The organism is Streptomyces sp. NPDC000348 (genome assembly GCF_042898795.1).
Classification (GTDB): Bacteria; Actinomycetota; Actinomycetes; order Streptomycetales; family Streptomycetaceae; genus Streptomyces.
Window position 1 is genome coordinate 585,660 of sequence record NZ_JBIAZD010000001.1, and the last position, 26,069, is coordinate 611,728.

24 protein-coding genes and 1 riboswitch are annotated in these 26,069 nt (G+C 74.2%); of the genes, 8 read left to right on the forward strand and 16 right to left on the reverse strand.

Features of this window, described 5'->3' with window-relative positions; translation table 11 throughout:
• Positions 1-56: 56 nt before the first annotated feature.
• Together ACFY3N_RS02745 and ACFY3N_RS02750 are read left to right on the forward strand one after the other, a co-directional pair.
• Entirely contained in the window at positions 57-1,412 is a 1,356-nt protein-coding gene (locus ACFY3N_RS02745; protein WP_390814838.1) for an FAD-binding protein, read from the forward strand.
• Between the two features lie 19 nt (positions 1,413-1,431).
• Positions 1,432-2,187 carry a decaprenylphospho-beta-D-erythro-pentofuranosid-2-ulose 2-reductase gene (locus ACFY3N_RS02750; RefSeq protein ID WP_390814839.1) on the forward strand — a complete coding sequence of 252 codons (756 nt, stop codon included), beginning with the start codon at positions 1,432-1,434 and terminating at the stop codon, positions 2,185-2,187.
• 16 nt (positions 2,188-2,203) lie between these two features.
• Here ACFY3N_RS02750 and ACFY3N_RS02755 read toward each other — a convergent pair whose 3' ends face one another.
• The 6 genes from ACFY3N_RS02755 to ACFY3N_RS02780 all read right to left on the reverse strand — a co-directional run bounded on the left by ACFY3N_RS02755 (position 2,204) and on the right by ACFY3N_RS02780 (position 9,061).
• Positions 2,204-2,782: a 2'-5' RNA ligase family protein gene (locus ACFY3N_RS02755; RefSeq protein ID WP_390814840.1), complete on the reverse strand. Its 579-nt coding sequence runs from the start codon at positions 2,780-2,782 to the stop codon at positions 2,204-2,206.
• A gap of 189 nt (positions 2,783-2,971) precedes the next feature.
• The gene (gene trpS, locus ACFY3N_RS02760) at positions 2,972-3,985 is read right to left on the reverse strand and encodes a tryptophan--tRNA ligase (protein ID WP_390814841.1); all 1,014 of its coding nucleotides are present in this window, start codon (positions 3,983-3,985) and stop codon (positions 2,972-2,974) included.
• Positions 3,986-4,232: 247 nt separating this feature from the next.
• The gene (locus ACFY3N_RS02765; RefSeq protein ID WP_390814842.1) at positions 4,233-5,687 is read right to left on the reverse strand and encodes a glycine hydroxymethyltransferase; all 1,455 of its coding nucleotides are present in this window, start codon (positions 5,685-5,687) and stop codon (positions 4,233-4,235) included.
• 31 nt (positions 5,688-5,718) lie between these two features.
• Positions 5,719-5,820, reverse strand: a riboswitch (ZMP/ZTP riboswitch).
• 159 nt (positions 5,821-5,979) lie between these two features.
• Positions 5,980-7,164 carry a glutathionylspermidine synthase family protein gene (locus tag ACFY3N_RS02770; protein ID WP_390814843.1) on the reverse strand — a complete coding sequence of 395 codons (1,185 nt, stop codon included), beginning with the start codon at positions 7,162-7,164 and terminating at the stop codon, positions 5,980-5,982.
• Between the two features lie 7 nt (positions 7,165-7,171).
• Positions 7,172-7,519, reverse strand: a complete 348-nt coding sequence (locus ACFY3N_RS02775) for a hypothetical protein (protein WP_390814844.1) — start codon at positions 7,517-7,519, stop codon at positions 7,172-7,174.
• Between the two features lie 156 nt (positions 7,520-7,675).
• Positions 7,676-9,061: a PLP-dependent aminotransferase family protein gene (locus ACFY3N_RS02780; RefSeq protein ID WP_390814845.1), complete on the reverse strand. Its 1,386-nt coding sequence runs from the start codon at positions 9,059-9,061 to the stop codon at positions 7,676-7,678.
• 46 nt (positions 9,062-9,107) lie between these two features.
• Between ACFY3N_RS02780 and ACFY3N_RS02785 the strand changes: the two genes are divergently transcribed.
• Entirely contained in the window at positions 9,108-9,608 is a 501-nt protein-coding gene (locus ACFY3N_RS02785) for a carboxymuconolactone decarboxylase family protein (RefSeq protein WP_390814846.1), read from the forward strand.
• Positions 9,605-10,057 carry a carboxymuconolactone decarboxylase family protein gene (locus ACFY3N_RS02790; protein WP_390814847.1) on the forward strand — a complete coding sequence of 151 codons (453 nt, stop codon included), beginning with the start codon at positions 9,605-9,607 and terminating at the stop codon, positions 10,055-10,057. The genes ACFY3N_RS02785 and ACFY3N_RS02790 overlap by 4 nt, the downstream gene beginning before the upstream one ends.
• 153 nt (positions 10,058-10,210) lie before the next feature.
• On the opposite strand, the gene ACFY3N_RS02795 is transcribed toward ACFY3N_RS02790, so the two are convergent.
• The 7 genes from ACFY3N_RS02795 to ACFY3N_RS02825 all read right to left on the reverse strand — a co-directional run bounded on the left by ACFY3N_RS02795 (position 10,211) and on the right by ACFY3N_RS02825 (position 17,938).
• Complete coding sequence (locus ACFY3N_RS02795; RefSeq protein WP_390814848.1) at positions 10,211-11,197, reverse strand: hypothetical protein; 987 nt, start codon at positions 11,195-11,197, stop codon at positions 10,211-10,213.
• 10 nt (positions 11,198-11,207) lie between these two features.
• A complete protein-coding gene (locus ACFY3N_RS02800) occupies positions 11,208-11,561 on the reverse strand; it encodes a hypothetical protein (protein WP_390814849.1) in 354 nt (117 codons plus the stop codon).
• A 2-nt stretch (positions 11,562-11,563) separates the two neighbouring features.
• Positions 11,564-13,285, reverse strand: coding sequence for a hypothetical protein (locus ACFY3N_RS02805; RefSeq protein WP_390814850.1), 1,722 nt, complete (start codon positions 13,283-13,285; stop codon positions 11,564-11,566).
• 180 nt (positions 13,286-13,465) lie between these two features.
• Positions 13,466-14,455 carry a malate dehydrogenase gene (locus ACFY3N_RS02810; RefSeq protein ID WP_390814851.1) on the reverse strand — a complete coding sequence of 330 codons (990 nt, stop codon included), beginning with the start codon at positions 14,453-14,455 and terminating at the stop codon, positions 13,466-13,468.
• A gap of 467 nt (positions 14,456-14,922) precedes the next feature.
• Entirely contained in the window at positions 14,923-16,086 is a 1,164-nt protein-coding gene (locus ACFY3N_RS02815; protein WP_390814852.1) for a DUF2690 domain-containing protein, read from the reverse strand.
• Positions 16,087-16,602: 516 nt separating this feature from the next.
• On the reverse strand, positions 16,603-17,094 hold the full coding sequence (locus ACFY3N_RS02820; protein ID WP_390814853.1) for a DUF3017 domain-containing protein: 492 nt from the start codon (positions 17,092-17,094) through the stop codon (positions 16,603-16,605).
• Positions 17,084-17,938: a bifunctional methylenetetrahydrofolate dehydrogenase/methenyltetrahydrofolate cyclohydrolase gene (locus ACFY3N_RS02825; RefSeq protein ID WP_390814854.1), complete on the reverse strand. Its 855-nt coding sequence runs from the start codon at positions 17,936-17,938 to the stop codon at positions 17,084-17,086. Before ACFY3N_RS02825 ends, ACFY3N_RS02820 begins: the two co-directional genes overlap by 11 nt.
• 282 nt (positions 17,939-18,220) lie before the next feature.
• On the opposite strand from ACFY3N_RS02825, the gene ACFY3N_RS02830 reads away from it, so the two are divergent.
• Together ACFY3N_RS02830 and ACFY3N_RS02835 are read left to right on the forward strand one after the other, a co-directional pair.
• The gene (locus ACFY3N_RS02830) at positions 18,221-18,784 is read left to right on the forward strand and encodes a hypothetical protein (protein ID WP_390814855.1); all 564 of its coding nucleotides are present in this window, start codon (positions 18,221-18,223) and stop codon (positions 18,782-18,784) included.
• 257 nt (positions 18,785-19,041) lie between these two features.
• Positions 19,042-19,782: an ALF repeat-containing protein gene (locus tag ACFY3N_RS02835; protein ID WP_390814856.1), complete on the forward strand. Its 741-nt coding sequence runs from the start codon at positions 19,042-19,044 to the stop codon at positions 19,780-19,782.
• 58 nt (positions 19,783-19,840) lie between these two features.
• Here the strand turns inward: ACFY3N_RS02835 and purH are convergent, their stop codons facing one another.
• Positions 19,841-21,427 carry a bifunctional phosphoribosylaminoimidazolecarboxamide formyltransferase/IMP cyclohydrolase gene (gene purH / locus ACFY3N_RS02840; protein WP_390814857.1) on the reverse strand — a complete coding sequence of 529 codons (1,587 nt, stop codon included), beginning with the start codon at positions 21,425-21,427 and terminating at the stop codon, positions 19,841-19,843.
• On the reverse strand, positions 21,424-22,062 hold the full coding sequence (purN, locus tag ACFY3N_RS02845; protein ID WP_390814858.1) for a phosphoribosylglycinamide formyltransferase: 639 nt from the start codon (positions 22,060-22,062) through the stop codon (positions 21,424-21,426). The genes purH and purN overlap by 4 nt, the downstream gene beginning before the upstream one ends.
• Before the next feature lie 373 nt (positions 22,063-22,435).
• On the opposite strand from purN, the gene ACFY3N_RS02850 reads away from it, so the two are divergent.
• On the forward strand, positions 22,436-23,227 hold the full coding sequence (locus ACFY3N_RS02850; protein WP_390814859.1) for a hypothetical protein: 792 nt from the start codon (positions 22,436-22,438) through the stop codon (positions 23,225-23,227).
• Between the two features lie 9 nt (positions 23,228-23,236).
• Here the strand turns inward: ACFY3N_RS02850 and ACFY3N_RS02855 are convergent, their stop codons facing one another.
• Entirely contained in the window at positions 23,237-24,781 is a 1,545-nt protein-coding gene (locus tag ACFY3N_RS02855) for a DUF6350 family protein (RefSeq protein ID WP_390814860.1), read from the reverse strand.
• 96 nt (positions 24,782-24,877) lie between these two features.
• Here ACFY3N_RS02855 and ACFY3N_RS02860 point away from each other — a divergent pair, with 96 nt between their 5' ends.
• Positions 24,878-26,038 (forward strand): helix-turn-helix domain-containing protein, encoded by a 1,161-nt coding sequence (locus ACFY3N_RS02860; protein WP_390814861.1) that lies wholly within the window; start codon positions 24,878-24,880, stop codon positions 26,036-26,038.
• Positions 26,039-26,069 lie beyond the last annotated feature (31 nt).

Here is a 26,069-nt window from a genome sequence, read left to right on the forward strand (position 1 = left end):
GATGGTGGTGACGTTTCAAAAACAGCCGGTCACACAGGGACGATACGGTCATCGTCATGTCTGCCGACACCGTTCCCGTCACGGGGTGGGGCCGCACCGCTCCCTCCGCCGCCCGGCTGATCCGGCCCCGGACGTACGAGGAGGCCGCGCGGGCCGTCCGGGAGTGCGGGGCCCGCGGGGGCATCGCGCGGGGGCTGGGACGGGCGTACGGGGACGCGGCGCAGAACGCGGGCGGTGCCGTGCTCGACATGACGGGTCTGGACCGCGTGCACGCGGTCGACGCCGACGGCGGGACCGTGCTGTGCGACGCGGGCGTCTCCCTGCACCGGCTGATGGAGGTGCTGCTGCCGCTCGGCTGGTTCGTGCCGGTGACGCCGGGCACGCGCTACGTGACGGTCGGCGGGGCGATCGGCGCCGACATCCACGGCAAGAACCACCACGTCTCCGGCTCGTTCTCCCGCCATGTGCTCTCCCTGGAGCTGCTCACCGCCGACGGGCGGGTCCGTACGGTGGTGCCGGGCACGCCGCTGTTCGAGGCGACCGCGGGCGGCATGGGCCTGACCGGGGTGATCCTCACCGCGACGATCCGGCTCCAGCCGGTCGAGACCTCCCTGATGTCGGTCGACACCGAACGCGCGGACGACCTCGACGACCTGATGGCCCGCCTCGCCGACACCGACCACCGCTACCGCTACTCGGTCGCCTGGATCGACCTGCTGGCCCGCGGCCGGGCCACCGGCCGCGCGGTGCTCACGCGCGGCGACCACGCCCCCCTGGACGCGCTGCCCCGGGGCGGCCGCGCGCGCGGGGAGCCCCTTTCCTTCCGCACCTCCCGGCTCCCGGCCGCCCCCTCCTTCGTCCCCGAGGGCCTGCTCAGCCGCACCACCGTGGGGCTGTTCAACGCGTTCTGGTACCGCAAGGCCCCCAAGGCGCACAGGGGCCGGCTCCAGCGCATCCCCGCGTTCTTCCACCCCCTGGACGGCGTGCCGCACTGGAACCGCGTCTACGGCCGGGGCGGCTTCGTGCAGTACCAGTTCGCCGTCGGGCACGGCCGGGAGGACGCCCTGCGCCGGATCGTGCGCCGGATCTCCGAGCGCCGCTGCCCGTCCTTCCTCGCCGTCCTCAAGCGCTTCGGGGAGGCCGACCCGGGCTGGCTGTCCTTCCCGGTGCCGGGGTGGACCCTGGCCCTGGACATCCCGGCGTCGCTGCCCGGCCTCGGCGGCTTCCTCGACGAACTCGACGAGGAGGTCGCCGGCGCCGGCGGGCGCGTCTACCTCGCCAAGGACTCCCGGCTGCGCCCGGAGCTGCTCGCGGCCATGTACCCCCGTCTGGACGACTTCCGCGCGCTGCGCGCCGAACTGGACCCGCGCGGGGTGTTCGTCTCCGACCTGGCCCGCCGCCTCCACCTCTAGGCACCCTCTAGGAGCTGTCATGCAGGACGCCTTCGGCCTCCCCCAGTCCCTGCTCGTCCTCGGCGGCACGTCCGGGATCGCGCTGGCCACCGCGCGGCGGCTGATCGCCCGCCGCACCCGTACGGTGTGGCTGGCCGGCCGCCCCTCCCCCGGCCTGGACGAGGCCGCCGGGCAGCTGCGCGGCCTCGGCGCCGAGGTGCGCACGGTCGACTTCGACGCGCTCGACCCCGCCGCCCACGAGGACGCGCTCGGCAAGGTCTTCGCCGAGGGCGACGTCGACATGGTGCTGCTCGCCTTCGGCACCCTGGGCGACCAGGCGCACGACGAGCGGGACCCGCGGGCCGCGGTACGGGTCGCGCAGACCAACTACACCGGCGCGGTCTCGGCGGGCCTGGTGTGCGCGGGCGCGCTCCAGGCGCAGGGCCACGGCTCGCTGGTGGTGCTGTCCTCCGTGGCGGGCGAGCGGGCCCGCCGCGCGAACTTCATCTACGGGTCCAGCAAGGCCGGCCTGGACGCCTTCGCCCAGGGCCTCGGCGACGCGCTGTACGGCACGGGGGTGCACGTCATGGTCGTACGCCCCGGATTCGTCCGTACGCGGATGACCGCCGGGCTTCCCGAGGCGCCGCTCGCCACCACGCCGGAGGCGGTCGCGGCCGCCGTCGAGCTGGGGCTGCGGCGCCGCGCGGAGACGGTGTGGGTGCCGGGCGCGCTGCGGGTGGTGATGTCGGCGCTGCGGCACCTGCCGCGCGGGGTGTTCCGCCGGCTGCCGGTCTGAGGGCCGGCCGGGGTGCTCAGTGGGCGGAGAAGAAGCCCTGGTCCACGCTCCCGGCCTGCGGGGGCACCACCACGGAGCCGAAGGGGAACTCCCGCAGCTTGCGCCACACCCCGTCGGCGCCCTGTTCGTAGAGCGCGAAGCCGGTGCAGGGCCACGCAGCCTCGTAGCCGGCGAGCTCCTCGAAGGCGCGGTCCATGGCCGCCTCCTCGATGCCGTGCGCCACGGTGACGTGCGGGTGGTACGGGAACTGGAGCTCGCGGGCGACGGGGCCGGAGGCGTCCCGGACCTGCTTCTGCAGCCAGGTGCAGGCCTCGCCGCCGTCGGCGACCCGGACGTACACCACCGGCGACAGCGGCCGGAAGGTGCCGGTGCCGGACAGTCGCATCGGGAACGGCCGGCCGGCCGCGGCGACCTCGCCGAGGTGCGCCTCGACGGCCGGCAGGTCGGCGTCGTCTATCTCGGTCGGCGGCAGCAGGGTGACGTGCGTGGGGATACCGTGAGCCGCGGCGTCGCCGAAGCCCGCGCGCAGCTGCTGAAGCCGGCTGCCGTGAGGCTCCGGGACCGCGATCGACACACCGATCGTTACGGTCCCCACGTCGTCTCCTGTCGTTGTGGTGGTGAAGCTCCGGTGAGCCCCGGGTGGCCGCGGGAACGGTCACCCGGTTATCGACTGTACGACCACGACCCGGCTGCGGGCAGGCGCAACCGGAGTGATGTGCAGCGCTGTGCGGTGGTACGGATCGCCCTCGCGGGCCGGTTCAGCGCCGGTCCGGTGCCCGGCGGTTCAGTGCTTGGCGGGCAGGAAGCCGACCCGGTCGTACGCCCGGGCGAGGGTCTCCGCGGCGACGGCACGCGCCTTCTCCGCGCCCTTGGCCAGGAGCGAGTCGAGCGTCTCGGGGTCGTCCAGGTACTGCTGGGTGCGCTCCTTGAACGGGGTCACGAACTCGACCATGACCTCGGCGAGGTCCGTCTTGAGCGCACCGTAGCCCTTGCCGGCGTACCTCTCCTCCAGTCGGGGGATGTCGACTCCGGTGAGGGTCGAGTAGATCGTGAGGAGATTGCTCACGCCGGGCTTCTCCACGACGTCGTAGGCGACCACCGTGCCGGTGTCGGTGACCGCGCTCCTCACCTTCTTGGCGGTGGCCTTCGGCTCGTCCAGGAGGTTGATGAGGCCCTTCGGCGTGGACGCCGACTTGCTCATCTTGACCGTCGGGTCCTGGAGGTCGTAGATCTTCGCCGTCTCCTTGAGGATGTACGGCTTCGGGACGGTGAACGTCGCGCCGAACCGGCCGTTGAAACGCTCGGCGAGGTCGCGGGTGAGCTCGATGTGCTGGCGCTGGTCCTCGCCCACCGGCACCTCGTGGGCCTGGTAGAGCAGGATGTCCGCGACCTGGAGGACCGGGTAGGTGAACAGGCCGACCGAGGCGCGGTCGGCGCCCTGCTTGGCGGACTTGTCCTTGAACTGGGTCATGCGGGAGGCCTCGCCGAAGCCGGTGAGGCAGTTCATGACCCAGGCGAGCTGGGCGTGCTCGGGCACGTGGCTCTGCACGAAGAGCGTGCAGCGGTCCGGGTCGAGACCGGCGGCCAGCAACTGGGCGGCGGCCAGGCGGGTGTTGGCGCGCAGCTCCGCGGGGTCCTGCGGGACCGTGATCGCGTGCAGGTCGACGACCATGTAGAACGCGTCGTGGGTCTCCTGCAGGGCCACCCACTGGCGGACGGCGCCGAGGTAGTTTCCGAGGTGGAACGAGCCTGCGGTGGGCTGGATTCCGGAGAGCACACGAGGTCGGTCAGTCGCCATGCCCACCATTCTCTCAGGTCCCGCGGGGCGGTCCGGAACGGACCGGGAACGGGTGGGGACCGATCCGTCCCCGGCCGTGTCGCGAAGGGCCGGATGCCCCGCTCCCCGAAGGGGAGGGGGCCCCGGCGCACGGCGGAGGGACGGCCCGGGGCCGCGGCGGGAGCCGCCGGACGCCCGGTGACGGGCGCGCGGCGGCCCGGTGCGCGACCGGACCGCCGCGGGGCGCGTCGAGCGGGGCGGGGCCGCCTCAGCCCAGGTCGATCTCCGGGTAGAGCGGGAAACCGGCGACGAGGTCGGTGGCGCGGCGGGAGATCTCGTCGGCGACCTTCGCGTCGAGGACGTGGGCCGCCTTGGAGGGGGCGCCGGACTTGGTGGTGCCCGGCTCCGTGGTGGTCAGGACGCGGTCGATGAGACCCGCGACCTCCTCCATCTCGGCGGTGCCCAGGCCGCGCGTGGTCAGCGCGGGGGTGCCGATGCGGATGCCGGAGGTGTACCAGGCGCCGTTGGGGTCGGCGGGGATGGCGTTGCGGTTGGTGACGATGCCCGAGTCGAGCAGGGCGGCCTCGGCCTGGCGGCCGGTGAGGCCGTAGGAGGTGGCGACGTCGATCAGGTTGAGGTGGTTGTCGGTGCCGCCGGTGACCAGGGTGGCGCCGCGGCGCATCAGGCCCTCGGCGAGGGCGCGGGAGTTGTCGACGATGCGCCGGGCGTAGTCCTGGAAGGCGGGCTGCCTGGCCTCGGCGAGGGCGACGGCCTTGGCGGCCATGACGTGCGGGAGCGGGCCGCCGAGGACCATCGGGCAGCCGCGGTCGACCTGGTCCTTGAGGGAGTCGTCGCACAGCACCATGCCGCCGCGCGGGCCGCGCAGCGACTTGTGGGTGGTGGTGGTGACGATCTGGGCGTGCGGGACCGGGTCGAAGTCGCCGGTGAGGACCTTTCCGGCGACCAGACCGGCGAAGTGCGCCATGTCGACCATGAGCGTGGCGCCGACCTCGTCGGCGATCTCCCGCATGATCCGGAAGTTCACCAGGCGGGGGTAGGCGGAGTAGCCGGCGACGATGATCAGCGGCTTGAACTCGCGGGCGGAGGTGCGCAGGGCCTCGTAGTCGATCAGGCCGGTGGCCGGGTCGGTGCCGTAGGAGCGCTGGTCGAACATCTTGCCGGAGATGTTCGGGCGGAAGCCGTGGGTGAGGTGGCCGCCGGCGTCCAGGGACATGCCGAGCATGCGCTGGTTGCCGAAGGCCTGGCGGAGCTCGGCCCAGTCGGCCTCGGAGAGGTCGTTGACCTGGCGGGCGCCGGCCTTCTCCAGGAAGGGGGCCTCGACGCGGTCGGCGAGGACGGACCAGAAGGCGACGAGGTTGGCGTCGATGCCGGAGTGCGGCTGGACGTAGGCGTGACGGGCGCCGAAGAGCTCCTTGGCGTGCTCGGCGGCGAGCGACTCGACGGTGTCGACGTTGCGGCAGCCGGCGTAGAAACGGCGGCCGACGGTGCCTTCGGCGTACTTGTCGCTGAACCAGTTGCCCATCGCGAGGAGGGTGGCCGGGGAGGCGTAGTTCTCGGAGGCGATCAGCTTGAGCATCTCGCGCTGGTCGGCGACCTCCTGACCGATGGCGTCGGCGACGCGCGGCTCGACGGCGCGGATCACGTCGAGGGCGGAGCGGAAGGCGGTGGACGCGGGGGTGAGCGGCTGCTCGGCGGCTGACATGGGGACCTCCGGACGTGGCGTTCTGCGTTCACGGTACGGCCCAGGCGCACGGCACATGTGTCCGGACCCGAAGGGTCCGGGGCCGCTTCCCGATGGTTGCTCCCATCCCAGCGCGCCAGTCACGGCCCACGGTCACATTACCGGGCGGCACGGAGTGCCACGGGGAGGCGTCCACCATGCGGGCGACGGCGTCCGCCCCGTCGACGCCGGTGGCGCACCGCGGACGCGCGGGGGCCGGTCGCGCCCCCGCGGCGGAGCCGCATGTGCCACAGCCCCGCGCCCCTTCGGGGCGCTACAGGATCACATGGGGCAGGAAGCGGGCGTATTCGTCCGTGACCAGGCCCGACGACTCGCGGATGCCCAGGCCGGCGGACTCGTTCTCGACCACCCAGGTGCCTAGGACGACGTGGTTGCCGTCGAAGGTGGGCAGCGGGGCGAGCTGCTGGTAGCAGCAGGGCTCGTCGCGGAGCACGGGGCCGGCGCCCGGCTCGTGGATCGTCACGCCGGCGCCCTCGCGGCCGAGCAGGGGCTTGGCGACGTAGCCCGTGGTGCGGGCCAGCTCGCGGGGGCCGTCCAGGTAGGCGGGCAGCAGGTTGGGGTGACCGGGGTGGAGCTCCCACAGGATCGCCAGGAGGGCCTTGTTGCTCAGCAGCATCTTCCAGGCGGGTTCGATCCACAGGGTGGAGCCGGTGCCGCCGCCGTTGTCGAGGGTGGCGAGGACATGACCGGCGAAGCGGTCGGTGGTGAGCCACTCCCAGGGGTACAGCTTGAAGATGCTGCGGATGAACCGGAGGCCGTTGTCGACGAAGCGGCCGGAGAGGCGGTCCCAGCCGATCTCCTCCATGGAGATCCAGTCGGTGTCGAGGCCCGCCTGTTCGGCGGTCTCCTTGAGGTAGGCGACGGTCATGAGGTCCTCGCCGTACTCGTCGGCGGAGGAGTGGGCGAAGTACAGGGGGCTGCCCGGCGGGAGGAGGGCGGCCTGTCTCCTCCATGCCTCGACGAGGCGTTCGTGGAGGGAGTTCCACTGGTCGGCGCCGGGGAAGCGCTCCTCCATCCAGAACCACTGGGGGGAGGCGGCCTCCACCAGGGAGGTCGGGGTGTCGGCGTTGTACTCCAGGAGCTTCGCCGGGCCGGTGCCGTCGTAGCGGAGGTCGAAGCGGCCGTAGACGGAGGGGAGTTCCGCGCGCCGCCGCCAGGCCTCGGCGACCAGGCGGGCGATGCGCGGGTCGGTGATGCCGAGGTCGGCGAAGCGGTCGGCGGTGACGATGTGCTCGGCCGCCGCGAGGCACATGCGGTGCAGTTCCTCGACGACCTCCTCCAGCGCCTCGACCTCGTCCAGGCCGAAGACGTAGTAGGCGCTCTCGTCCCAGTAGGGGCGCAGGGAGCCGTCCGGGTGGCGGGTGAGCGGATAGATGAGTCCCTGTTCCTCGACGGTCTCCTGCCAGCCGGGGCGGGGCTCGGTCGTACGCCGTTCCATGATCCGCTCAGCCGCCGCCGCTGCCGGAACCCGAGCAGCCGAAGCCGCCCCGGTCGACGGCCTCGCTGCGGCTGAAGGTGCCGTAGTCGGCGTAGCCGTTGCTGACGTCGGCGTCGTAGTACCAGTCGGCGTCCACACGGGACGTGCCGCCCTTGCGGAGGGAGCCGGAGGCCGCCTTGGAGGAGTCGCAGTTCTTGTCGGCGACGATCTTGTAGCCGTTGAGGTGGTCGTAGCTGTCCCGGTCCACGCACCGCCGGTCCGGGTCCGACCCGCACGCCGACAGCGCCGCGGCGAGCACCCCCATCCCTCCGAGCACCACCGTGCTGGACCGCAGCCGCCGCCGTGTCTCCGCCATGTCCTTCACTCCCCCTCGCACTCCCCCGGGTCACCTCTCCCAGCTCGCGGCGGACAGCCTAGAGACCGTCCGCGCGCCGCGCGCGGGAGCCCCCTGCCGACAGCACTCCCCGGCCGTCCGTTTGTGCCCCTTGACGCCGTATGTCGGCTTGGCGCGTCAGGGCAGCGCCCTGCACAGGGCCTCCAGGGTGCTCGCCCAGGCGTGGTCCGGCGGGGTGGCGTAGCCGACCACCAGGGCGTCGCCCGCCGCGGTGCCGGCGGCGGGGTGGCGGAAGCGGGAGAGGCCGTGGACGGCGAGGTTCTGCCAGGTGGCGGCCTGGACCACGGAGCGCTCGGTGCCGGCCGGGAGCCGGAGGACCGCGTGCAGACCGGCCGCGATGCCGGTGATCCGGACGTCGGGGGCCCGGGTGGCGAGGGACTCGACCAGGGAGTCGCGGCGGCGGCGGTAGCGCAGGCGGGCGGCGCGGACGTGGCGGTCGTAGGCGCCGGAGGTGAGGAACTCGGCGAGGGTGAGCTGTTCGAGGACGCTCACGGAGTGGCCGCCGCCGTGGGCGACGGCGGCCGGGACCAGGGACGGGGGCAGGACCATCCAGCCGAGGCGCAGGCCGGGGGCGAGGGACTTGCTGGCCGTGCCGAGGTAGGCCACGTGGTCGGGGTCGAGGTTCTGGAGCGCCCCGACGGACTGCCGGTCGTAGCGGAACTCGCCGTCGTAGTCGTCCTCCAGGATCAGTCCGCCGGTGCGGCGCGCCCAGTCGACGACGGCGGAGCGGCGCTCCGGCCGCAGGGCGCCGCCCAGCGGGAACTGGTGCGCCGGGCTGAGCAGTACCGCGTCGGCGTCGCCCGGGTCCTGCGCGCGGGTGCCGAGGGAGTCGAAGGGGAGCGGGACGGTGGTCAGGCCGGCGCGGGCGGCCAGGTCCCAGTGGACGTCCAGGCCGTAGGACTCCACGGCGAGGGTGCGGGCGCCGCGGGCGCGCAGGACCTCGCAGAGGAGCCGGAGGCCGTGGGCGAAGCCCGAGCAGACGACGAGGTGGTCCGGGTCGGCGCGCACCCCCCGGGCCCGCGCCACGTAGTCCGCGAGCGCCGTGCGCAGTTCGGGGCGGCCGCGCGGGTCGCCGTAGCCGAGGGCGTCGTGGGGGGCGGCGGCGAGGGCGCGGCGGGTGGCCCTGAGCCATTCGGCGCGGGGGAAGGAGGCGAGGTCGGGGGTGCCGGGGACGAGGTCGTGGGCGAGCCGGCCGGGTGCCCGGCGCGGGGCCGGCGAGGTGGCCGGCGGGCGGGCCGGCCCGCGGTCGGCGACCCGGGTCCCGGAGCCCTGCCGTGCGGTGAGCCAGCCCTCGGCGGCCAGGTCGGCGTAGGCGTCGGCGACGGTGTTGCGGGCGATGCCCAGGTCGGCGGCGAGGGAGCGGGAGGAGGGCAGCCGGGTGCCGGGAGTGAGCCGGCCGGTGCGGACGGCCTCGCGCAGGGCGTCGGTCAGGCCTCGGCGCAGCCCGGGGCCGGTCGGTTCGAGGTGGAGGTCGATGCCGAAAGTGGCCCAGCGGTCCGCCATGGAAATGGACCATACTCCTGGGATGCCCGGCTCCTAGGGTCGAGGCATGACCGACACCGGAACGAACCCGACGTACGCCGCCGAACCGCCCGTGCGGCTGGAGTGGGCCGAGCACGCGCCCGAGGTCTACAAGGCGATGATCCGGCTGGACGCCGCCGCCCGCAGGGGTCTCGACCCCAGGCTGGGCGAGCTGGTGAAGATCCGCGCCTCGCAGCTCAACCACTGTGCCTTCTGCCTGGACATGCACACCAAGGACGCGCTCGCGGCGGGCGAGAGCGTCGAGCGGATCGTCCAGCTCAGCGCCTGGGAGGAGTCGCGGCACTTCTACACGGAGAAGGAGCTCGCGGCGCTGGAGCTGACGGAGGCCGTCACGGTGCTGACGGAAGGGTTCGTGCCCGACGAGGTGTACGAGACGGCCGCCAAGCACTTCGAGGAGGCGGAGCTGGCACAGCTCATCGCCGCGATCACGGTGATCAACGCGTGGAACCGGTTCGGTGTGACGTGCCGCATGACTCCGGGCCACTACACGCCGGGACAGCACGCGTGACGGCTCGTACGACCCGCCTCGACGCCGGTGTCCGCGGCGCGCTGCGGGCCCTGAGCGCCGCCGCCGGGAAGGGGCTCGGCGATCCCGGGCTGGCCGAGCTGGTCCAGGTCCGTGCCTCGCAGCTCAACCACTGCGCGTTCTGCCTCGACCTGCACCTGGGCCTCGCCCGCGGGGGCGGGGCGGTGCGCGCGGCGCAGCTCGATCTCCTGGACGCCTGGGAGGAGGCCGGGGACGACGTCTTCGACGCGCGGGAGCGGGCCGCGCTGGAGCTGACCGAGGCGGTCACGGTGCTGACCGGGGGATTCGTGCCCGACGAGGTGTACGAGCGGGCGGCCGGGCACTTCGACCCCGTCCGGCTCGCCCACCTCGTCGCGCTGATCACCGCCGTCAACAGCTGGAACCGGCTGATGGTCGGCCGCCGGATCCCCCCGGGCAGCACGGAGTGGTGAACCAGGGAGCGGGAAGGGCTCCTCCCCCGGGCGAACCGCTGGATCCGGGTGGTCCGCGCGGCGTACGCGTCGAGGTTCCTCCGGAGCGCTCCGGGTCACGGAACACGGGGGCGGGACAGGGGAGAGGGCTCGGATTCGTCCGGGGAGCTCGGGTCAGCCCCGCTCACAGGTGGTGTCCGGGGGGCAGAAGTGGGCGACGGCCGTCAGCGCCAGGTGCAGTTCGGGGTCGATGCCGTCGGTGGGCGGGCCGTACGCGGCGATCGCGTACACCTTGCCGTCGCCCGGCGCGCGGAAGCGCACGTCCTGGACGTGCCAGCTGCCGACCTCCGGCTCGCCCCGCAGGGAGTCGGCCCGGTACTCCAGCCGCAGCCCGAGGGCGCCGCCCTCCTCGACCCGCTCCAGGGCGACCTTCTCAAAGCCCTCGGCCTTCGGCGTGCTGTCGGACAGGAACAGGTCGAAGGACTCCTCGGGGGAGGACTCCGCGACCTCGTACACCTGGAGGCGGCGGAGGCCGTCGGCGCTGCGGTAGCTGACGACGTCCATGCCGTGCCGGGAGGCCACCGCCTCGCGCGTCCAGCCCGGCGGGCGGGCGACGGTGAAGCCCTCGGCGTCGGTGTGGAGCTCGTAGTCGGCGGGGAGCCCGGACGCCCGGCCGGACGGGGAGCCGGTGACACCGCCGGTGGGTCCGGCGGCGGCCGTGCCCGCGTCCGGGGGGCCGGGGGTCACGTCGCCGGCCGACGCCGGGCCGGAGGTGGCCGCGTGGTCGTCGCGGGAGCCGGGCCCGCCGTCCGCCGCGCCGTCGTCGACGACCTGCGTCAGCACCAGCGCCACGGCGGCCCCGGCCGCGGCGGCCCCGCCCAGCACGCCCCACAGGAGCCGCCGGCCGGGACCCCGGCCGGCGGGCCGGACGGCGCCGGGCGGCAGCTCGGGGCCGGACCGGGCGCCGGGCGCCGCGGCGGGCGCCGGTATGCGGCCCGTCGGCACGTCGTCCGGCGCAGGCGCCGCGCCCGTCGGCGCGTCCGGCGCGGAGGGCAGGAACTCCGGGCGCGGCGGGGGCGGCGGCGTGACCGGTGCGGCGCCGTCGCCGCCGTCCTCCCAGCGCTGGGCGTCCTCGTTCCAGTACCGCCGTCCCCCGTTCATCGCGTTCCTCTCACATTCCCAGCAGTCCGGCGACGGCCCCCGCCGACGCGAACAGCGTCAGGATGTTCTGGGCGTCCGTGAGCACCTCCCGCAGCCGCCGGAGGCGGCCCTCACCGGCCGTTCCGGTCCGGGCGATCTCCTCCTCGGTCTCGGCGAGGGTCTCGTCCAGCCGCGCGGCCTGTTCGTTCTCCCGCAGCCGGGCCAGGTCGCCGCGGAGTTCCCGCACGGCCGCCAGCAGCCGCTCGGCGGACTCGTCGCGCGGCGCGGGGGCGGTGTTGCGGGTCTCGGCGCGGGCGTGGTCGCCGAAGGCGAAGGAGGAGTTGTCGGCGCGGCCGATGCTGACGTTGGGCTCGTCGGGTGCCATCGCTAGTCGGATCCCTTCTGCGGCTGGGCGCCGCCGGTCGTGGTCTCGGCGCGGGCGTGGTCACCGAAGGCGAACGAGGAGTTGTCGGCGCGGCCGATGTGCACCGCGCCGTTGCTGATGTTGACGATCTTCTGCACGAACTCGCCGGTCTCGTAGCCGGCTTCGGCCAGCGCCAGCCGCACCCCGCGTCCGATGCGGTCCTGGACGCTCCTGAGGTAGCGGGCGACGTCCATCTCCTGGAAGGTGGACCCGGCGGGCGCCGCGGCCAGCTCCCGCACCGAGAGGGCCGGCCCGTCGGGCAGCGCGTGCGCGTGTCCGCCGGTCAGCAGCCGCCACGCGTACACCGCGCCCCGGCCGAGCGTCACCAGTGAGCGGCCCGCGGAGCCGGGCACCAGGACGGCGGCGCCGGCGATCCGGCCCAGCGCGTTGTCGTGGCGCAACCGGTGCGAGGTGCGGTCGGCGTCCTTGAAGTCCGCGCGGACCGGCGTCAGCACGTGCGGGGCGATCTCCAGCATGAGCATCCGGCCCTGCGTGTGGACGCGCACGAAGACCGTGACGACCAGTTCCTCCTCCCAGCCGCCGACGCGGATGCGCAGGAAGTGCCGGCGCTTCTCGCCGCCCTCCTCGACGGCCCGCCCCCGGTGCTGCTCGAACTCCGCCGGGCCGTAGGGCGCCTGGTCGCGGGTGAGGAGCCCTTCGACGGGCAGGAACACGCACTCGTCGATCTCCAGACGGCGCAGCCGGTCCCGTACGCCGGGGCCCGCGTACTCGGCGGGCACGCGCAGCTGCTCCAGCAGCGGCCGGATCCGGTCGAGGATCGCGCGGTTGCCGAGCGGCTGCTGCTCGCGCTCCTCGTCCGGCCGCAGTTCCACGGCGAGCACCCAGGTGTCGTACGCCGCGCCCGCCCCGCAGAACGGGCGCGCCTCGTGGTACATGACCAGCGGCGTGTGCTGTTCCAGCCGGATGCGGTGCGTCAGCCGCCGGAACCGCTGCCCCTCGGCCTGCTCGGCGGGGTCGCCGGCGGCGTCCGGGAAGCGCCGCGGGGAGAGTTCGGCGGCGAGGACGCGGGCGAACTGGTCGCGCCGGGCCGCCGTGCACAGGCCGACGCAGACGAGCACGCCGAGCCCGAACCAGGCCTGCCACGGTTCGGCCAGGGTCGCGAAGGAGTCGGTGAGCGACTCCAGCGCGTCGCCTTCGCCGGAGTCGTACGGGGAGTCGTACCCGGAGCCGTCGTCCGCGCCGCCGCCGAAGGCGACCGTGCCCAGCGTCAGTAGGGCGAACCCGGTGAGGACACGGCCGCTCCAGCGCGCCAGGAACGCGGCGAGCCGGCGGTACCAGGGCGGCTGCGCGGCCCGCCCGCGCAGCAGGGGCGCGACGGCCAGCAGCAGGCTGGACCACAGGAAGAGGGCGAGCAGGCCGCCGCTGAGCGGTACGCCCACCACCCACAGCCCGAGGACGGCCGTCGCCCAGAGCAGTTCCCGGCGCCGGGCGCGCAGCGCGTGCGCGAGGACGCGGGCGGCGTCGAAGCCGAGCGAGGGCGCGACGACGCGCTGCTCGTTGAGGTACAGCTGCTCGATGACCTGGTCGCGGTAGTCGGAGTCCAGGTAGACGCCCGCGCACAGCAGGCGGGACGCCTCGCTGGCGTGCGGTGGTGTGGGCGGCGGGTCGGACGGCGACGCCGGGCCGGTGTGCTGTGGTTGCTGCGGCACGTGTGCGGTGCTCACGCGAATCCCCCGATACGCGGATCGACGTCACCGAGACTCAGAGTGACGGGGGATCAGCATAGGGGAAGCGGGCGTCGCGGCGAACCGGATTGTCGGGAGCGGTCGCGTACGGGCCCAGGCACGCGCGGGGCCCCGCGCCGGACGAACCGGCACGGGGCCCCGCGAAGGCATGGGGTCGGATCAGATGAGGCCGAGGCCGCGGACCGCCTCGCGCTCCTCCTCGAGCTCCTTGACGGAGGCGTCGATGCGGGCGCGGGAGAACTCGTTGATCTCCAGACCCTGGACGATCTCGTACTTCCCGTCCTTCACGGTGACCGGGAAGGAGGAGATCAGGCCCTCCGGGACGCCGTAGGAGCCGTCCGACGGGATGCCCATGGAGGCCCAGTCGCCGTCGGCGGTGCCGTTGACCCAGGTGTACACGTGGTCGATGGCGGCGTTGGCGGCGGAGGCGGCCGACGAGGCGCCACGGGCCTCGATGATCGCGGCACCGCGCTTGGCGACGGTCGGGATGAACTCCTCGGCCAGCCACTTCTCGTCGTTCACGGTCTCGGCGGCGTTCTTGCCGGCGACCGTGGCGTGGAAGATGTCGGGGTACTGGGTGGCGGAGTGGTTGCCCCAGATCGTCAGCTTCTTGATCTCCGAGACCGGGACGCCGGTCTTCTTCGACAGCTGGGTCAGCGCGCGGTTGTGGTCCAGGCGGGTCATGGCGGTGAACCGCTCGGCGGGGACGTCCGGGGCGGCGGCCTGGGCGATCAGGGCGTTGGTGTTGGCCGGGTTGCCGACGACCAGGACCTTGATGTCGTCCGCGGCGTGGGCGTTGATGGCCTGGCCCTGCGGCTTGAAGATGCCGCCGTTGGCCTCGAGGAGGTCACCGCGCTCCATGCCCTTGGTGCGCGGACGGGCGCCCACGAGGAGGCCGACGTTGGCGCCGTCGAAGGCCACGTTCGGGTCGTCGGTGATGTCGATGCCCTGCAGGAGCGGGAACGCGCAGTCGTCCAGCTCCATGGCGGTGCCCTCGGCGGCCTTGAGCGCCGGGGTGATCTCCAGCAGGCGCAGCTTGACCGGCACGTCCGCGCCGAGCAGCTGGCCGGAGGCGATGCGGAAGAGCAGGGCGTAACCGATCTGGCCGGCCGCGCCGGTGACGGTGACGTTCACGGGAGTGCGGGTCATGGCGTTCTCCGTATGACAGCTGGCGGTGGGGCGGTCCCTGCCCCGGGGTGCGGGATCCCGCTCCGGCTCGTGACCGGCGTCCACCACGATGATCGATCATCGATTCGAATGATCGATCTCTTGGCGTCAAGAGAGATCCAGCGGTCAGGCTATCGCGCATCCACGGGAGCGGAGGGTCGGGCTCCCTGTGGCCCGCCCCACAGAGTGACGGTCCGGGCACGCGGACGGCGGACACGCGGGCGGCTGGACACGCGGACGGCCGGGCGGCCGCGTGAAGGGCGGCCGCTCCGTCCGGGAGAGGTGGGGACGGGGCGGCCGCCGTCGGGGACCGACCGTGCCGGATTCCCGTGGGGGTTACTTCTCGCGTGCCCGTCTTTCGCCGCATCATGCGCGTCCCCATGGTTCCCCCACATATATGGGCTCGGATGGACCCATATATGTGGCGTACCGGACCGGGCGCGGGGACGCTACTCGGTGCAGCCCTTCTCGCCGGTGGCGGCCAGGACCGCGCAGGCCTTCGCGTCCGCCGCGTCCTCCACCGGCACCATCGGGGTGTACGCGACCGTGTCGCCGGCGGCGGTGATGCTGTCGCTCTGCTTCTTCGCCGTGCCCGCGCCGATCTCGACCCTGTCCCCCTGCGTGCCCTGCGTGATGCGCCCCCAGGCCGCCGCGCAGGTCTCGCTGTAGCGGACCTCCACCGTGGTGGCGCCGACGACCGCGGTCCCCGTCGTGGTCACCAGGTCGCCGCTGCACCCCATGGCCTCGGCGTCCTTGCCCGCGCAGCCGTCACCGCTGCACTTCACGCCGGGGGGCAGATCGACACTGGCGGTGGCGGTGGGCGAGGGAGAGGTGCGGGCCTCGTCCTCCTTCTTGTCGTTCTCGGTGCCGGTGACGTAGAACGCGGCGGCGACCAGCACCAGCGCCCCCACCGCTCCCGCGATGAACGTCGACGTCCGCCGCTTGCCGCCGGAGCCGCCCGGGCCGCCGTGGCCGGAGGCGCCCGGGGGCGGTGCGCCGTACGCGCCCGGCGTGCGCTCGCCCGCGGGGGGCGGCGCGGCCCCGGCTCCGGGACCGCGCCGGCCCGGCTGCGGCGACCCGGCGGGGGCGGCGACCCCCCAGGAGTTCGTCCCGGACGAACCGTCCCGCGCGCCGCCGGTGGCGTCGCGCACGTCCGAGGCGGTCGGCTGCGGAGGCACGCTCGGCACGACCCCGGCCGGCCCCGCGACGCCCGGACGGACCGCGGCTCCGCCCTTGCGGGCGGGTCCGCCGCCCGGGCCGGAGGACGGACCGGCGAACTCGCTGAGCGCGGCGCGCGCCTGCGAGATCCGGATCGCCTCCATCGTCATGTCGTGGCGCATCTCCGAGCGGCTCCAGGCACGCTCGGCGAGCTCCCACATGGTGGTGAGGTGCATCGGGTTGGTCCCGGTGACCTCGGCCAGGGCCACGATCGCGCCCTTGGGCGCGAGCAGCCGGCCGTTCAGGTAACGCTCCCAGGACGTCTTGCTGTAGCCCGTGCGGTCGGAGACCGACGCGACGCTCAGGCCGCTGCGGTCCACGACCCTCCTGAGCTGGCTGGTGAACTCCCTGATCTGCGGATCGAGCTCATCCGGCAAGGCCTTCCAACGAGGCATCGCTTCCCCCCTCTTCCCCCCGGTTGGTGCTGGTTGTTCCCTTGTGCATGGTGCCCCTTGCCGAGTCCTCGCTGTGGCTACCCACGAGGATGCCGCCAGACAGGATCTCAGTTCCCGGGGCGGGGGCGCACGGGAGCGTCAGGGCCGCGGGCGGGCACCGTCGCACGCCCGCTCACTCGCGGTCCAGTCTCCCACCGGTCGCCCCCTCGACCGAACGGAACCGGGCACCTGCGCGCGGGACGTCCGGACCGTCCCGTTTGCCCACGCGGGTCCACTGTCCCACCACTTCGCCGTACACCGCCGGTTTGTCAACACATCGACACCGGTCGGTCACATGCGGACTCATCGCAGGCCCGTACGGGGATTCCGGGGGACGTAGCGGAATGGTCACTTCCGTGCCACAGCGGCCGGACAGCCGTTGAACAGGCCCTCCACGGTGCAGGAGTGTGGTGCACGACGGCGGCCCGTCCTCTCACGGGGGTGTGGACGGGCCGCCGTTCACGGGAGTGCCGTCGGCTAGCTGTCGACCGTGAAGTGCAGCGTGTCCTTCAGGAACGGGATCTCCAGCAGCGGATTCGGCTGCACCATCAGCGCCAGCAGCACGATCACCAGGCCCAGCCCGCCGTACGTGACGATGTCCGTGAAGCGGGAGCGCACCGCGAGCATGCCGACGTCCGGCACCAGCCAGCGCAGCGCGGACCCGGCCAGCAGGGCCACGCCGACCAGCAGCGTGCCCAGCCGGAACTGGTCCAGCGCGGTCAGCAGCAGCCCCAGTCCGACCGTGAGCAGCACGCAGAGGATCGGCCACTGGCGGGCCGGCGCCGGGGCGTCGCCGGGAGCCGCCCTGCCCCCGCCCTCGGGGCGCGCGGTGTCCCTGGTGAACAGGGGGAACCGCCGGGTGGTGCGGCGCGGCCTGCCCTCGGCGTCGGGCGCGCTGACGGGATCGCGGACCGTGATCTCCTCGGCCCGCTCCTCGGCGGCGTCCGGGGCGCTGCGCTCAGCCGACACTGCGCTCCGCCGCCTCGACCACGTTGACCAGCAGCTGGGCCCGGGTCATCGGGCCGACGCCGCCGGGGTTCGGGGCGACCCAGCCGGCCACCTCGGCCACGCCCGGGTGGACGTCGCCCACGATCTTGCCCTCGGCGTTGCGGGAGACGCCGACGTCGAGGACGGCCGCGCCCGGCTTGACGTCCTCGGGACGGATCAGGTGGGCGCTGCCCGCGGCGGCCACGATGATGTCCGCGCGCCGGAGGTGGGCCGCCAGATCACGGGTGCCGGTGTGGCACTGGGTCACCGTGGCGTTCTCGCTGCGCCGGGTCAGCAGCAGGGGCATCGGGCGCCCGATGGTCACGCCGCGGCCGACGACCACGACCTCGGCGCCCTTGATCTCCACGCCGTGGCGGCGCAGCAGGGTGATGATGCCGTTGGGGGTGCAGGGCAGGGGGGCCGGCTCGTTGAGGACGAGACGGCCGAGGTTCATCGGGTGGAGGCCGTCGGCGTCCTTGTCCGGGTCCATCAGTTCGAGGATGCGGTTCTCGTCGATGCCCTTGGGCAGCGGCAGCTGGACGATGTAACCGGTGCAGGCGGGGTCCTCGTTCAGCTCGCGGACGACCGCCTCGATCTCCTCCTGCGTGGCCGTGCCCGGCAGTTCGCGCTGGATGGAGGCGATGCCCACCTGGGCGCAGTCGCGGTGCTTCCCGGCGACGTACTTCTGGCTGCCGGGGTCCTCCCCGACGAGGATCGTGCCGAGGCCGGGCGTGACGCCCTTCTCCTTCAGCGCCGCCACGCGGGCGGTCAGATCGGACTTGATCTCTGCTGCGGTGGCCTTGCCATCGAGAATCTGGGCGGTCATGACCCCATCCTCGCGGATGACCGGGCCCTGGTTCCAATCCGCCCGCATTCCGGGCGACCGCGGCGCCCCCGTATCACGTATCGCCCGTTTCCGGCCAAGATCGTGAGGTTGCACTTGCACAACACCTACGGCTTACGCCTGGACAAGAAAAGGAAGGGTCAAGAACGATGAGGACACAGTGCCGCGGGCAGAACCGGGGGGACGGACCGCATCTGTAGAACTTCCTCCGCGCCGAGCCTCGCGTCGTCCCCGCACCTGAAGCGCAACGGAGGAAGAACCGCCATGAGTTTCGGCGACCCGAACAACCCCTATGGTGCCCCGCAGGGTCAGCCGCCCGGCTACGGCTATCCCCAGCAGCCCCAGCAGGGGTACGGCTATCCGGCGGCGCCGCCGGTGGGCGCCTACCCCGGCGCCCCGGTGCCGACGTCCATGCCGGGAACGGTGAGCACCGCGCGCGTGCTGCTGTGGGTCATCGTGGGCCTGCAGCTCATCGGCGTGGCGCTGTTCGCGATCAGTGCCGCGGGCGTGGAGGCCGCGAAGAACGACCCGACGCTGAGCGAGGAGCCCGCGTTCGAGCAGCTCGCCGACTACTCGTCCGGCCTGCTCTGGGGTCTGACCGTGTTCGCGCTGGCGTGGGGCGTGTTCGCGCTCGTGCTGGCCCTCAAGTTCGGCAAGGGCGGCAACGGCGTCCGCATCACCGCGCTGATCTTCGGCATCATCACCGCCATCCTCGGCATCTACCCCTTCATCCTCGTGGGCCTGATCCACACGGTGCTGGCGATCCTGATCGCCGTGTTCGTCGGCAACGCCGCGGGCAGCGCCTGGTTCAACCGCCCGCGCTACTGAGGGCGAACGCCCCCGGCACACCGCCACCAGGGCCGTGCCTCCCCCGTCCGGGGAGGCACGGCCCTGGTGCGTCCGGGGCGGCGGGTGCCGCGTCACGCGGCGCGGTGACGTGTCCGCCGGCATCGCCACCCGGCAATGACGGGACGTCAGGACTGCTTGTCCCCGGCAGTGATCCTCCGGCCGGAGTGATGAGAGGGTGCGCGGGGCGGCGATCGCCGCCTTCCGTGAAGTCCCTTACCCACAAGGCAGGTTCATGTATGAGAATGACCCGCGGTGTTCTGCTGGTGGCCGCTGCGGCGCTCACGCCGGCCCTCCTCCTCACCGCTCCGGCCTTCGCCTCGGACGCGGCGCCGGCGTCCGTCGCCGTGACGGCGGCGGATGCCCCCGGCACGCCGGTGGACGAGATGTCGGAGGAGGAGCTCCGCTTCGCCATCGCCCGCATCCTGGACGACCCGGACTCCGGCAGGGGTGTCGAGCGGGAGGCGAGCGAAGCCCTCGACGGCACCGTGGAGGACATGCGTGAGTTCCTGAAGACCGGCTACCGCCTCGCCCAGTTCGAGGACGACCGCGTCGCCATCTTCCGCATCCTCGCCGACCCCGACTCCGGCAAGGGCGTCATCCGCGAAGCCACCGAAGCCCTCGAAGCAGGCACCCCGGAAGCCGCCCGCGCCTTCCTCGAAACCGGCCACCGCCTCGCCCAGTTCGAAGACGACCGCGTCGCCATCTTCCGCATCCTCGCCGACCCCGACTCCGGCAAGGGCGTCAAGCGCGAAGCCACCGAAGCCCTCGAAGCGGGCACCCCGGAAGCCGCCCGCGCCTTCCTCGAAACCGGCCACCGCCTCGCCCAGGCCGAGGACGACCGCGTCGCCGTCGCGCGCATGCTGGCCGACCCCGGCATCAGCGACGCGCTGCGCGCGGCGGCCGAGGAGGTCATCGACGGAACGCCCGAGGAGCTGCGGTACTTCCTGGAGACCGGCCGGTACGAGGTGGACGGGTAAAACCTCCGTCCACCCCTCCGCCCGGCCGCCCGCATCGGCGGCCGGGCGGAGCGAACCGTCAGTGGAAGAAGTGGCGCGTGCCCGTGAAGTACATGGTCACGCCCGCCTTCTTCGCGGCCTCGACGACCAGCTCGTCGCGGACCGAACCGCCGGGCTGGACCACGGCCTTCACCCCGGCCCCGGTGAGGATCTCCAGGCCGTCGGGGAACGGGAAGAACGCGTCCGAGGCGGCGTAGGAACCGGCCGCGCGCTCGGCGCCCGCCCGCTCCACCGCCAGCCTCGCGGAGTCGACGCGGTTGACCTGGCCCATGCCGACGCCGACGGAGGCGCCGTCCTTGGCGAGCAGGATCGCGTTGGACTTCACCGCGCGGCACGCCTTCCAGGCGAAGGCGAGCTCGGCCAGCTCCGCCTCGGAGAGGGCCTCGCCGGTGGCCAGCGTCCAGGTGGCCGGGTCGTCGCCCTCGGCCTGGAGGCGGTCGGTGACCTGGAGGAGCGCGCCGCCGTCGATCGGCTTGACCTCGACCGGGGCGGACGGGGCCTCGGGGGCGCGCAGGACCCGGATGTTCTTCTTCCTGGTGAGGGCGTCGAGGGCGCCCTCCTCGTAGTCCGGCGCGACGATGACCTCGGTGAAGATCTCCGCGACCTGCTCGGCCATCTCCTTGGACACCGGGCGGTTGACCGCGATCACACCGCCGAACGCCGACAGCGGGTCGCAGGCGTGCGCCTTGCGGTGCGCCTCGGCGACGTCCGCACCGGTCGCGATGCCGCACGGGTTGGCGTGCTTGATGATCGCGACGGCCGGGGCGTCGTGGTCGTACGCGGCACGGAGGGCGGCGTCCGTGTCCGTGTAGTTGTTGTACGACATCTCCTTGCCGTGCAGCTGCTCGGCCTCGGCGAGGCCGCCCGTGCCCGAGACGTACAGGGCGGCGGGCTGGTGCGGGTTCTCGCCGTAGCGGAGGATGTTCTTGCGCTCCCAGGTGGCGCCGAGGAAGTCGGGGAACTGCCTCGCGGCGGAGCCGCTGTCGGCCGCAGCGTCGACCGGGGCGTACTCGGAGGCGAACCAGGAGGCGACCGCCACGTCGTACGCGGCCGTGTGCTGGAAGGCCTCCGCGGCCAGCCGCTTGCGGGCGGCGAGGTCGAAGCCGCCGTCCTCGACCGCGGTGAGGACGTCCGCGTACCGCGCCGGGCTGGTGACGACGGCGACCGACGGGTGGTTCTTGGCGGCGGCGCGCACCATGGACGGACCGCCGATGTCGATCTGCTCCACGCACTCGTCGGGCGTGGCGCCGGAGGCGACGGTCTCGCGGAACGGGTAGAGGTTGACGACGACGAGGTCGAACGGCTCCACGCCCAGCTCGGTGAGCTGCCGCCGGTGGTCCTCCAGCCGCAGGTCGGCGAGGATGCCGGCGTGGACCTTCGGGTGCAGGGTCTTGACGCGGCCGTCCAGGCACTCGGGGAAGCCGGTGAGCTCCTCGACCTTGGTGACGGGGACGCCCGCGGCGGCGATCCTCGCGGCGGTGGACCCGGTGGAGACGAGCTCCACGCCGGCCTCGTGCAGGCCGCGCGCGAGGTCCTCGAGGCCGGTCTTGTCGTAGACGGAGACGAGCGCCCGTCGGATGGCCCGCTTGTTGCTCTCGGCGGTCACTGGATAACTACCTTTCGTCCCTCAATGCGATAGCCGTTGCGGGCGAGCCGCCCCACGACCTCGACGAGCAGCCTTCGCTCGACTTCCTTGATGCGCTCGTGCAGAGCGCTCTCGTCGTCCTCGTCCCGGACCTCCACCACGCCCTGCGCGATGATCGGCCCGGTGTCGACGCCGTCGTCGACGAAGTGGACGGTGCAGCCGGTGACCTTGGCGCCGTACGCGAGCGCGTCCCGTACGCCGTGGGCCCCGGGGAAACTGGGCAGCAGGGCGGGGTGGGTGTTGACGAACCGCCCGCCGAAGCGCGCGAGGAACTCCTTCCCCACGATCTTCATGAACCCGGCGGACACCACGAGGTCGGGCTCGTGGGCGGCGACGGCCTCGGCGAGCGCCGCGTCCCACGCCTCGCGGGTCGGGTGGTCCTTGACCCGGCACACGAAGGTCGGCAGCCCGGCGCGCTCGGCGCGGGCCAGCCCCTCGACGCCCTCGCGGTCGGCGCCGACGGCCACGACCTCGGCCCCGTACGCCTCGGCGCCGGTCGCGGCGATCTCGTCGAGGAGCGCCTGGAGGTTGGTGCCGGATCCGGAGACCAGCACGACGAGACGCCTGGCGCGCTCGGCCACGGGCTTGGCGGCCACGGTGGGGCCCTTTCTCGGGGAGCGTCTGCACGGTCGGCGGCACAGCGCTTTGTACATTCCTACGAATGCTTCGCGCCCCCGGATACGGGGAAGCCTACGAAGCGGCCGACCGTCAGCAACGATACCGGCACACCGGGCGGCCCCCACGGGACGGGGGCGTGGCCGGAAGGTAGCGTCTGGGAGGAGCCGGTCCTGGAACGCCGGGGCGCGTGGGAACGCGAACCGTGCACCGGGCGTTCACAGGACGACGGACCCGGGCCGCGGAGAGCCGACGGGAACGCACCGGTTCACCAGCCCAGTCGTAGTCGATACGTCGTGCGAGGCGGCCTCGCCGGACCACGCCGTGCTTCATTAAGGGGAAGACGCTCACTTGATGCCGGACCGCAGCCTGCGACTTCTCACGTTCCCCCAGCAGTCCGCCCGGGGAGGGGAGCGGGGTGCCGTGCTGCTGCGGGAGCGCCCCGCCTCGCCGCCCGACGCGCCCCGGGACGGGGACGGCGGCGACGGGCGCCGCGGGACCCGGGGCCCCGAGGGGGCGCGGGGCTCCCGGGAGCCGCAGGACGACAACCCGTTCGCGCCGCCGCCGGAGGGGACTCCCGACCGGCCCTGGCAGCCGAGGCACCCGTCCGGCGGGGAGGACGGCGGCCGCTCCTCCTGGGGCCGGAACTGGAGCGACCGGCAGCCCGGCCGCTCCCCCGGCGGTTTCGGCGAGCGCCCGCGCGGCCCCGAGGGGCAGGGCGGCGGCTCCCAGGGGCCCGGCATGCGCTGGGACCCCACGGACCCGGCCCAGCGCCGTGCGCGGTACGCCCTGCTGTCCGGCATGTGGGCCTTCTTCTTCGGCCTCTTCGGCTGGCCGTACGTCGCGCTGCTGCTGGGCGCGTTCGCCCTCTACTGGGGCATCGGCGCCCTGCGCGCCAAGCCCCGCGCACAGGACCCGGACGCCCCGGCGCCCGAGCCGAAGAGCCGCCCGCAGACCACGGCCGCGGTGAGCGGAGTGGTCACGGGGTCGCTGGCGCTCGCCCTGGTCGCCGCGTCCTTCACGGCCCAGCTGGTCTACAGCGACTACTACACCTGCACCGAGGACGCCCTCACCCAGGAGGCCCGCCAGTCCTGCGGCGACCTCCTGCCGGAGCAGCTGCGCGACCTCCTGGGCACGACCGACTGACCTCCGCGCTCACTCCCGGGCGCCGGGGGCGGGGCCCTCTTCACCGGGGGCGGTGATCGCCTCCCGCACGCCGAACGGCATGTCCCAGTCCCACAGGTCGGACGGGTCGGGCGCGGGCCCCCGGGCGGGGTGGAGCAGGTACGGCTCGTCGAGGTCGTCGCCCGGGCGCGGCGGGGCCGGTTCCGGGCGCCTCGGGGCGTGGCGGTCCTGCGGTGCTCCGGGGCCCGGGAGCCGGGTCCCCGGCCCGCCCGCGGACGGGCGGCGGCGCCAGGCGCGTACCGCCAGTGACGTGGGGACCGCCACCAGCGTGAGCCACGCCAGTGCCGCGGCCCCCACCTGCCACCACACCGGGCCGAACCGGGAGAGCGCGGCCGTCCCCAGCGGCCCGCCCGCGAGCGCGGCGAGCACGGACAGCGGGGCCGCGCACAGCACGGCCGCCAGTACCGCCGCCCCGGCGGTCCGGCCGCGGGTCCAGGCGGGGGCGGGCGCCGGTCCGCTCCTCGCGGCGCCCCGTCCCACGAACCACCCCGCCACCAGTCCGGCCGCCACCGGCAGTGCCGCCGCCGTCCAGTTCGGCACGGTCCCCGCCCCCGTGTCCGGTACCGCCGCGAGCAGCGGGAACGGCGGCAGCGGCGGGGCGGGCGGGGAGGACAGCGGGGTCACCTGGGTGCCGGTCCCGAGGAGGAAGCCGGGGCCGAGGGCGTACGCCGCCGCCCAGACCGCGGCGTTCGGGGCCAGCGCGACGCAGAGCAGCAGCACCGCCAGCCAGCCCGACCAGCCCTCCGTCAGCCGCAGGAACGCCTGCCGGGTCTCCCCGCCGTGCCATCCCAGCGACACCGCGAGCAGCAGCGCCCCGCCCCCGGTCAGTACCGCCGCCCCGGCCGCCGCCGCCCGCGCCACGACCCCGGGACGGCCGTCCGGTCCGAGGACCAGATGGCGCAGGCCCCTGGGCAGCACCGCGCCCAGCACCCGTTCCAGCGGTCCGCTCGGACGGCCGTACGCCGTCCGCACCCCCGCCCCCGCGGCCAGTCCGGCGACCAGCGGCACGCACACCGCGGTCCACCCCCACGCCGGCCGCAGTCCACCGCCCGCGCAGTAGAGCGCGGCGGGGGCGCCGACGGCGAGGTAGCCGAGGAGGACGCCCGCCCACGCCGTACGGCCGGGGACGAGCGGGGCGTCGCCGCCCGTGCCGCCCTCCGCCGCGTCGCGGGCCGCCCGGTGCAGCAGCCACACCGGCAGTGCGAGGAGCAGCAGCGGCGGGACGCCCACGGGCGCGGGGACGCCGGACAGCGTGTCGGCGCGGACCAGTTCGGCGCCGTGCGCCAGCAGCCACAGCGCCGCCGCGATGTGCAGGGCGCCGCCGGGCCCGCTGTCGGGGTAGGGCGAGCTGATCCACAGCAGGATCACGAGGACGGCGAACGCCGCGAGCCCCAGCCCGGCCGCGAGGGCGCCGCCGAGGAGGCCGGAGGCGAGCCCCGGCGAGCGGTCGCGCACGCGGGTGAGCAGGGCGGCCGGTGTCGTACGGCGAGCGGTCGTCTGGGTCACGTCCGCCATGCTCCCAACGACACGCGCTTTCCCGTCGCAACGGGCGAAGCCCCGCTGTGTCGCTCAATATACGTTTATGTACTTTTTCGGACGGAGGGGCGTCCAGTGACACGGAGCCCCGCCACCCCGCTCCCCCCGCCCGGCGAACGCCGACGCCTGCGCGAGGCCGCCTCGCTGACGCGGCATCGGCTCGCGGAGCGCGTGGGCGTCCGGCCCGGGACGGTGCGCGCGTGGGAGTCCGGCCGCAGCACCCCCCGCGGCCGGAACCGGGAGGCGTACGCGAGGCTGCTGGCCCGTCTGGCGGAGGGGACCGCCGCCGCGGGGACGCCGGAGCCCGTGTCCGTTCGTCAGGAGAAGGAGGCCACAGCGGTGGTGACGGTGTGTCTGGACAAGCCGGGCGGCGACGGCCGCCCCGAAGCGTTCGCGCAGGCGCCCCCGCCGTCCTCCGCCCCCTCCGGGGCCTCCCCGGGCCCGACGCCCGCCCAGGCCTTCGACGCCCTGTACTCCTTCTGCGCCCCCGCCCTCGTCCGGCAGGCCTATCTGCTCACCGGCCGCCGCGCGCTCGCCCGCGAGTCCGTGGAGCGGGCCTTCCAGCTGGCCTGGGACCGCTGGCCCGAGGTGGCCCGGGACCCGGACCCGGCCGGCTGGGTGCGCGCGGCGGCGTACGAGTGGGCGCTCTCCCCGTGGCACCGGTACCGCCGCCGTCACCGGCAGCCCGAACCGCCGCCCCCGGACGAGGACGACCGGGCGCTCCTGGAGGCGCTGCTGCGCCTCCCGCCGCCGTACCGCCGCACGCTCCTGCTGTACGACGGGGTCGGCCTCGGCCTGCCCGAGACGGCGGCGGAGACGGAGGCCAGCACGTGGGCGACGGCCGGCCGGCTGACGCACGCGCGCGAGGCCGTCGCCGCCCGGCTCCCCGGTCTGTCGGACCCGCGGGAGCTGCACCGGCGGCTGGCCGAGCTGGCCTCCACCGGGCGGCTGCGGGCGGCCGAGCCGCCGGTGGTGCGCGGCGGCAGCGAGCGCCGGGCACGGTTCTGGACCCGGGCCGCCGTCGCGTTCACGGTCGCGCTGATCGGCACCACGGCGCTCACCCTGCGCACGGCCCCGACCCGCTACGAGCCACCGGTGCCGGCGGGCGAGACGGTGCGGGGCGTTCCGCCGCGCGTGGCGCCCGGACCCCTGTCGGAGGAGGAGCGGGAGCTGCGCGCCCGGCTGCGGGAGGAGCTGGCGCGGGGACCGGGACGGCTGGCGCCGCAGGTGGAGTAGCCGCGGGCGGAGACGACGGTGGGCCCGTCCC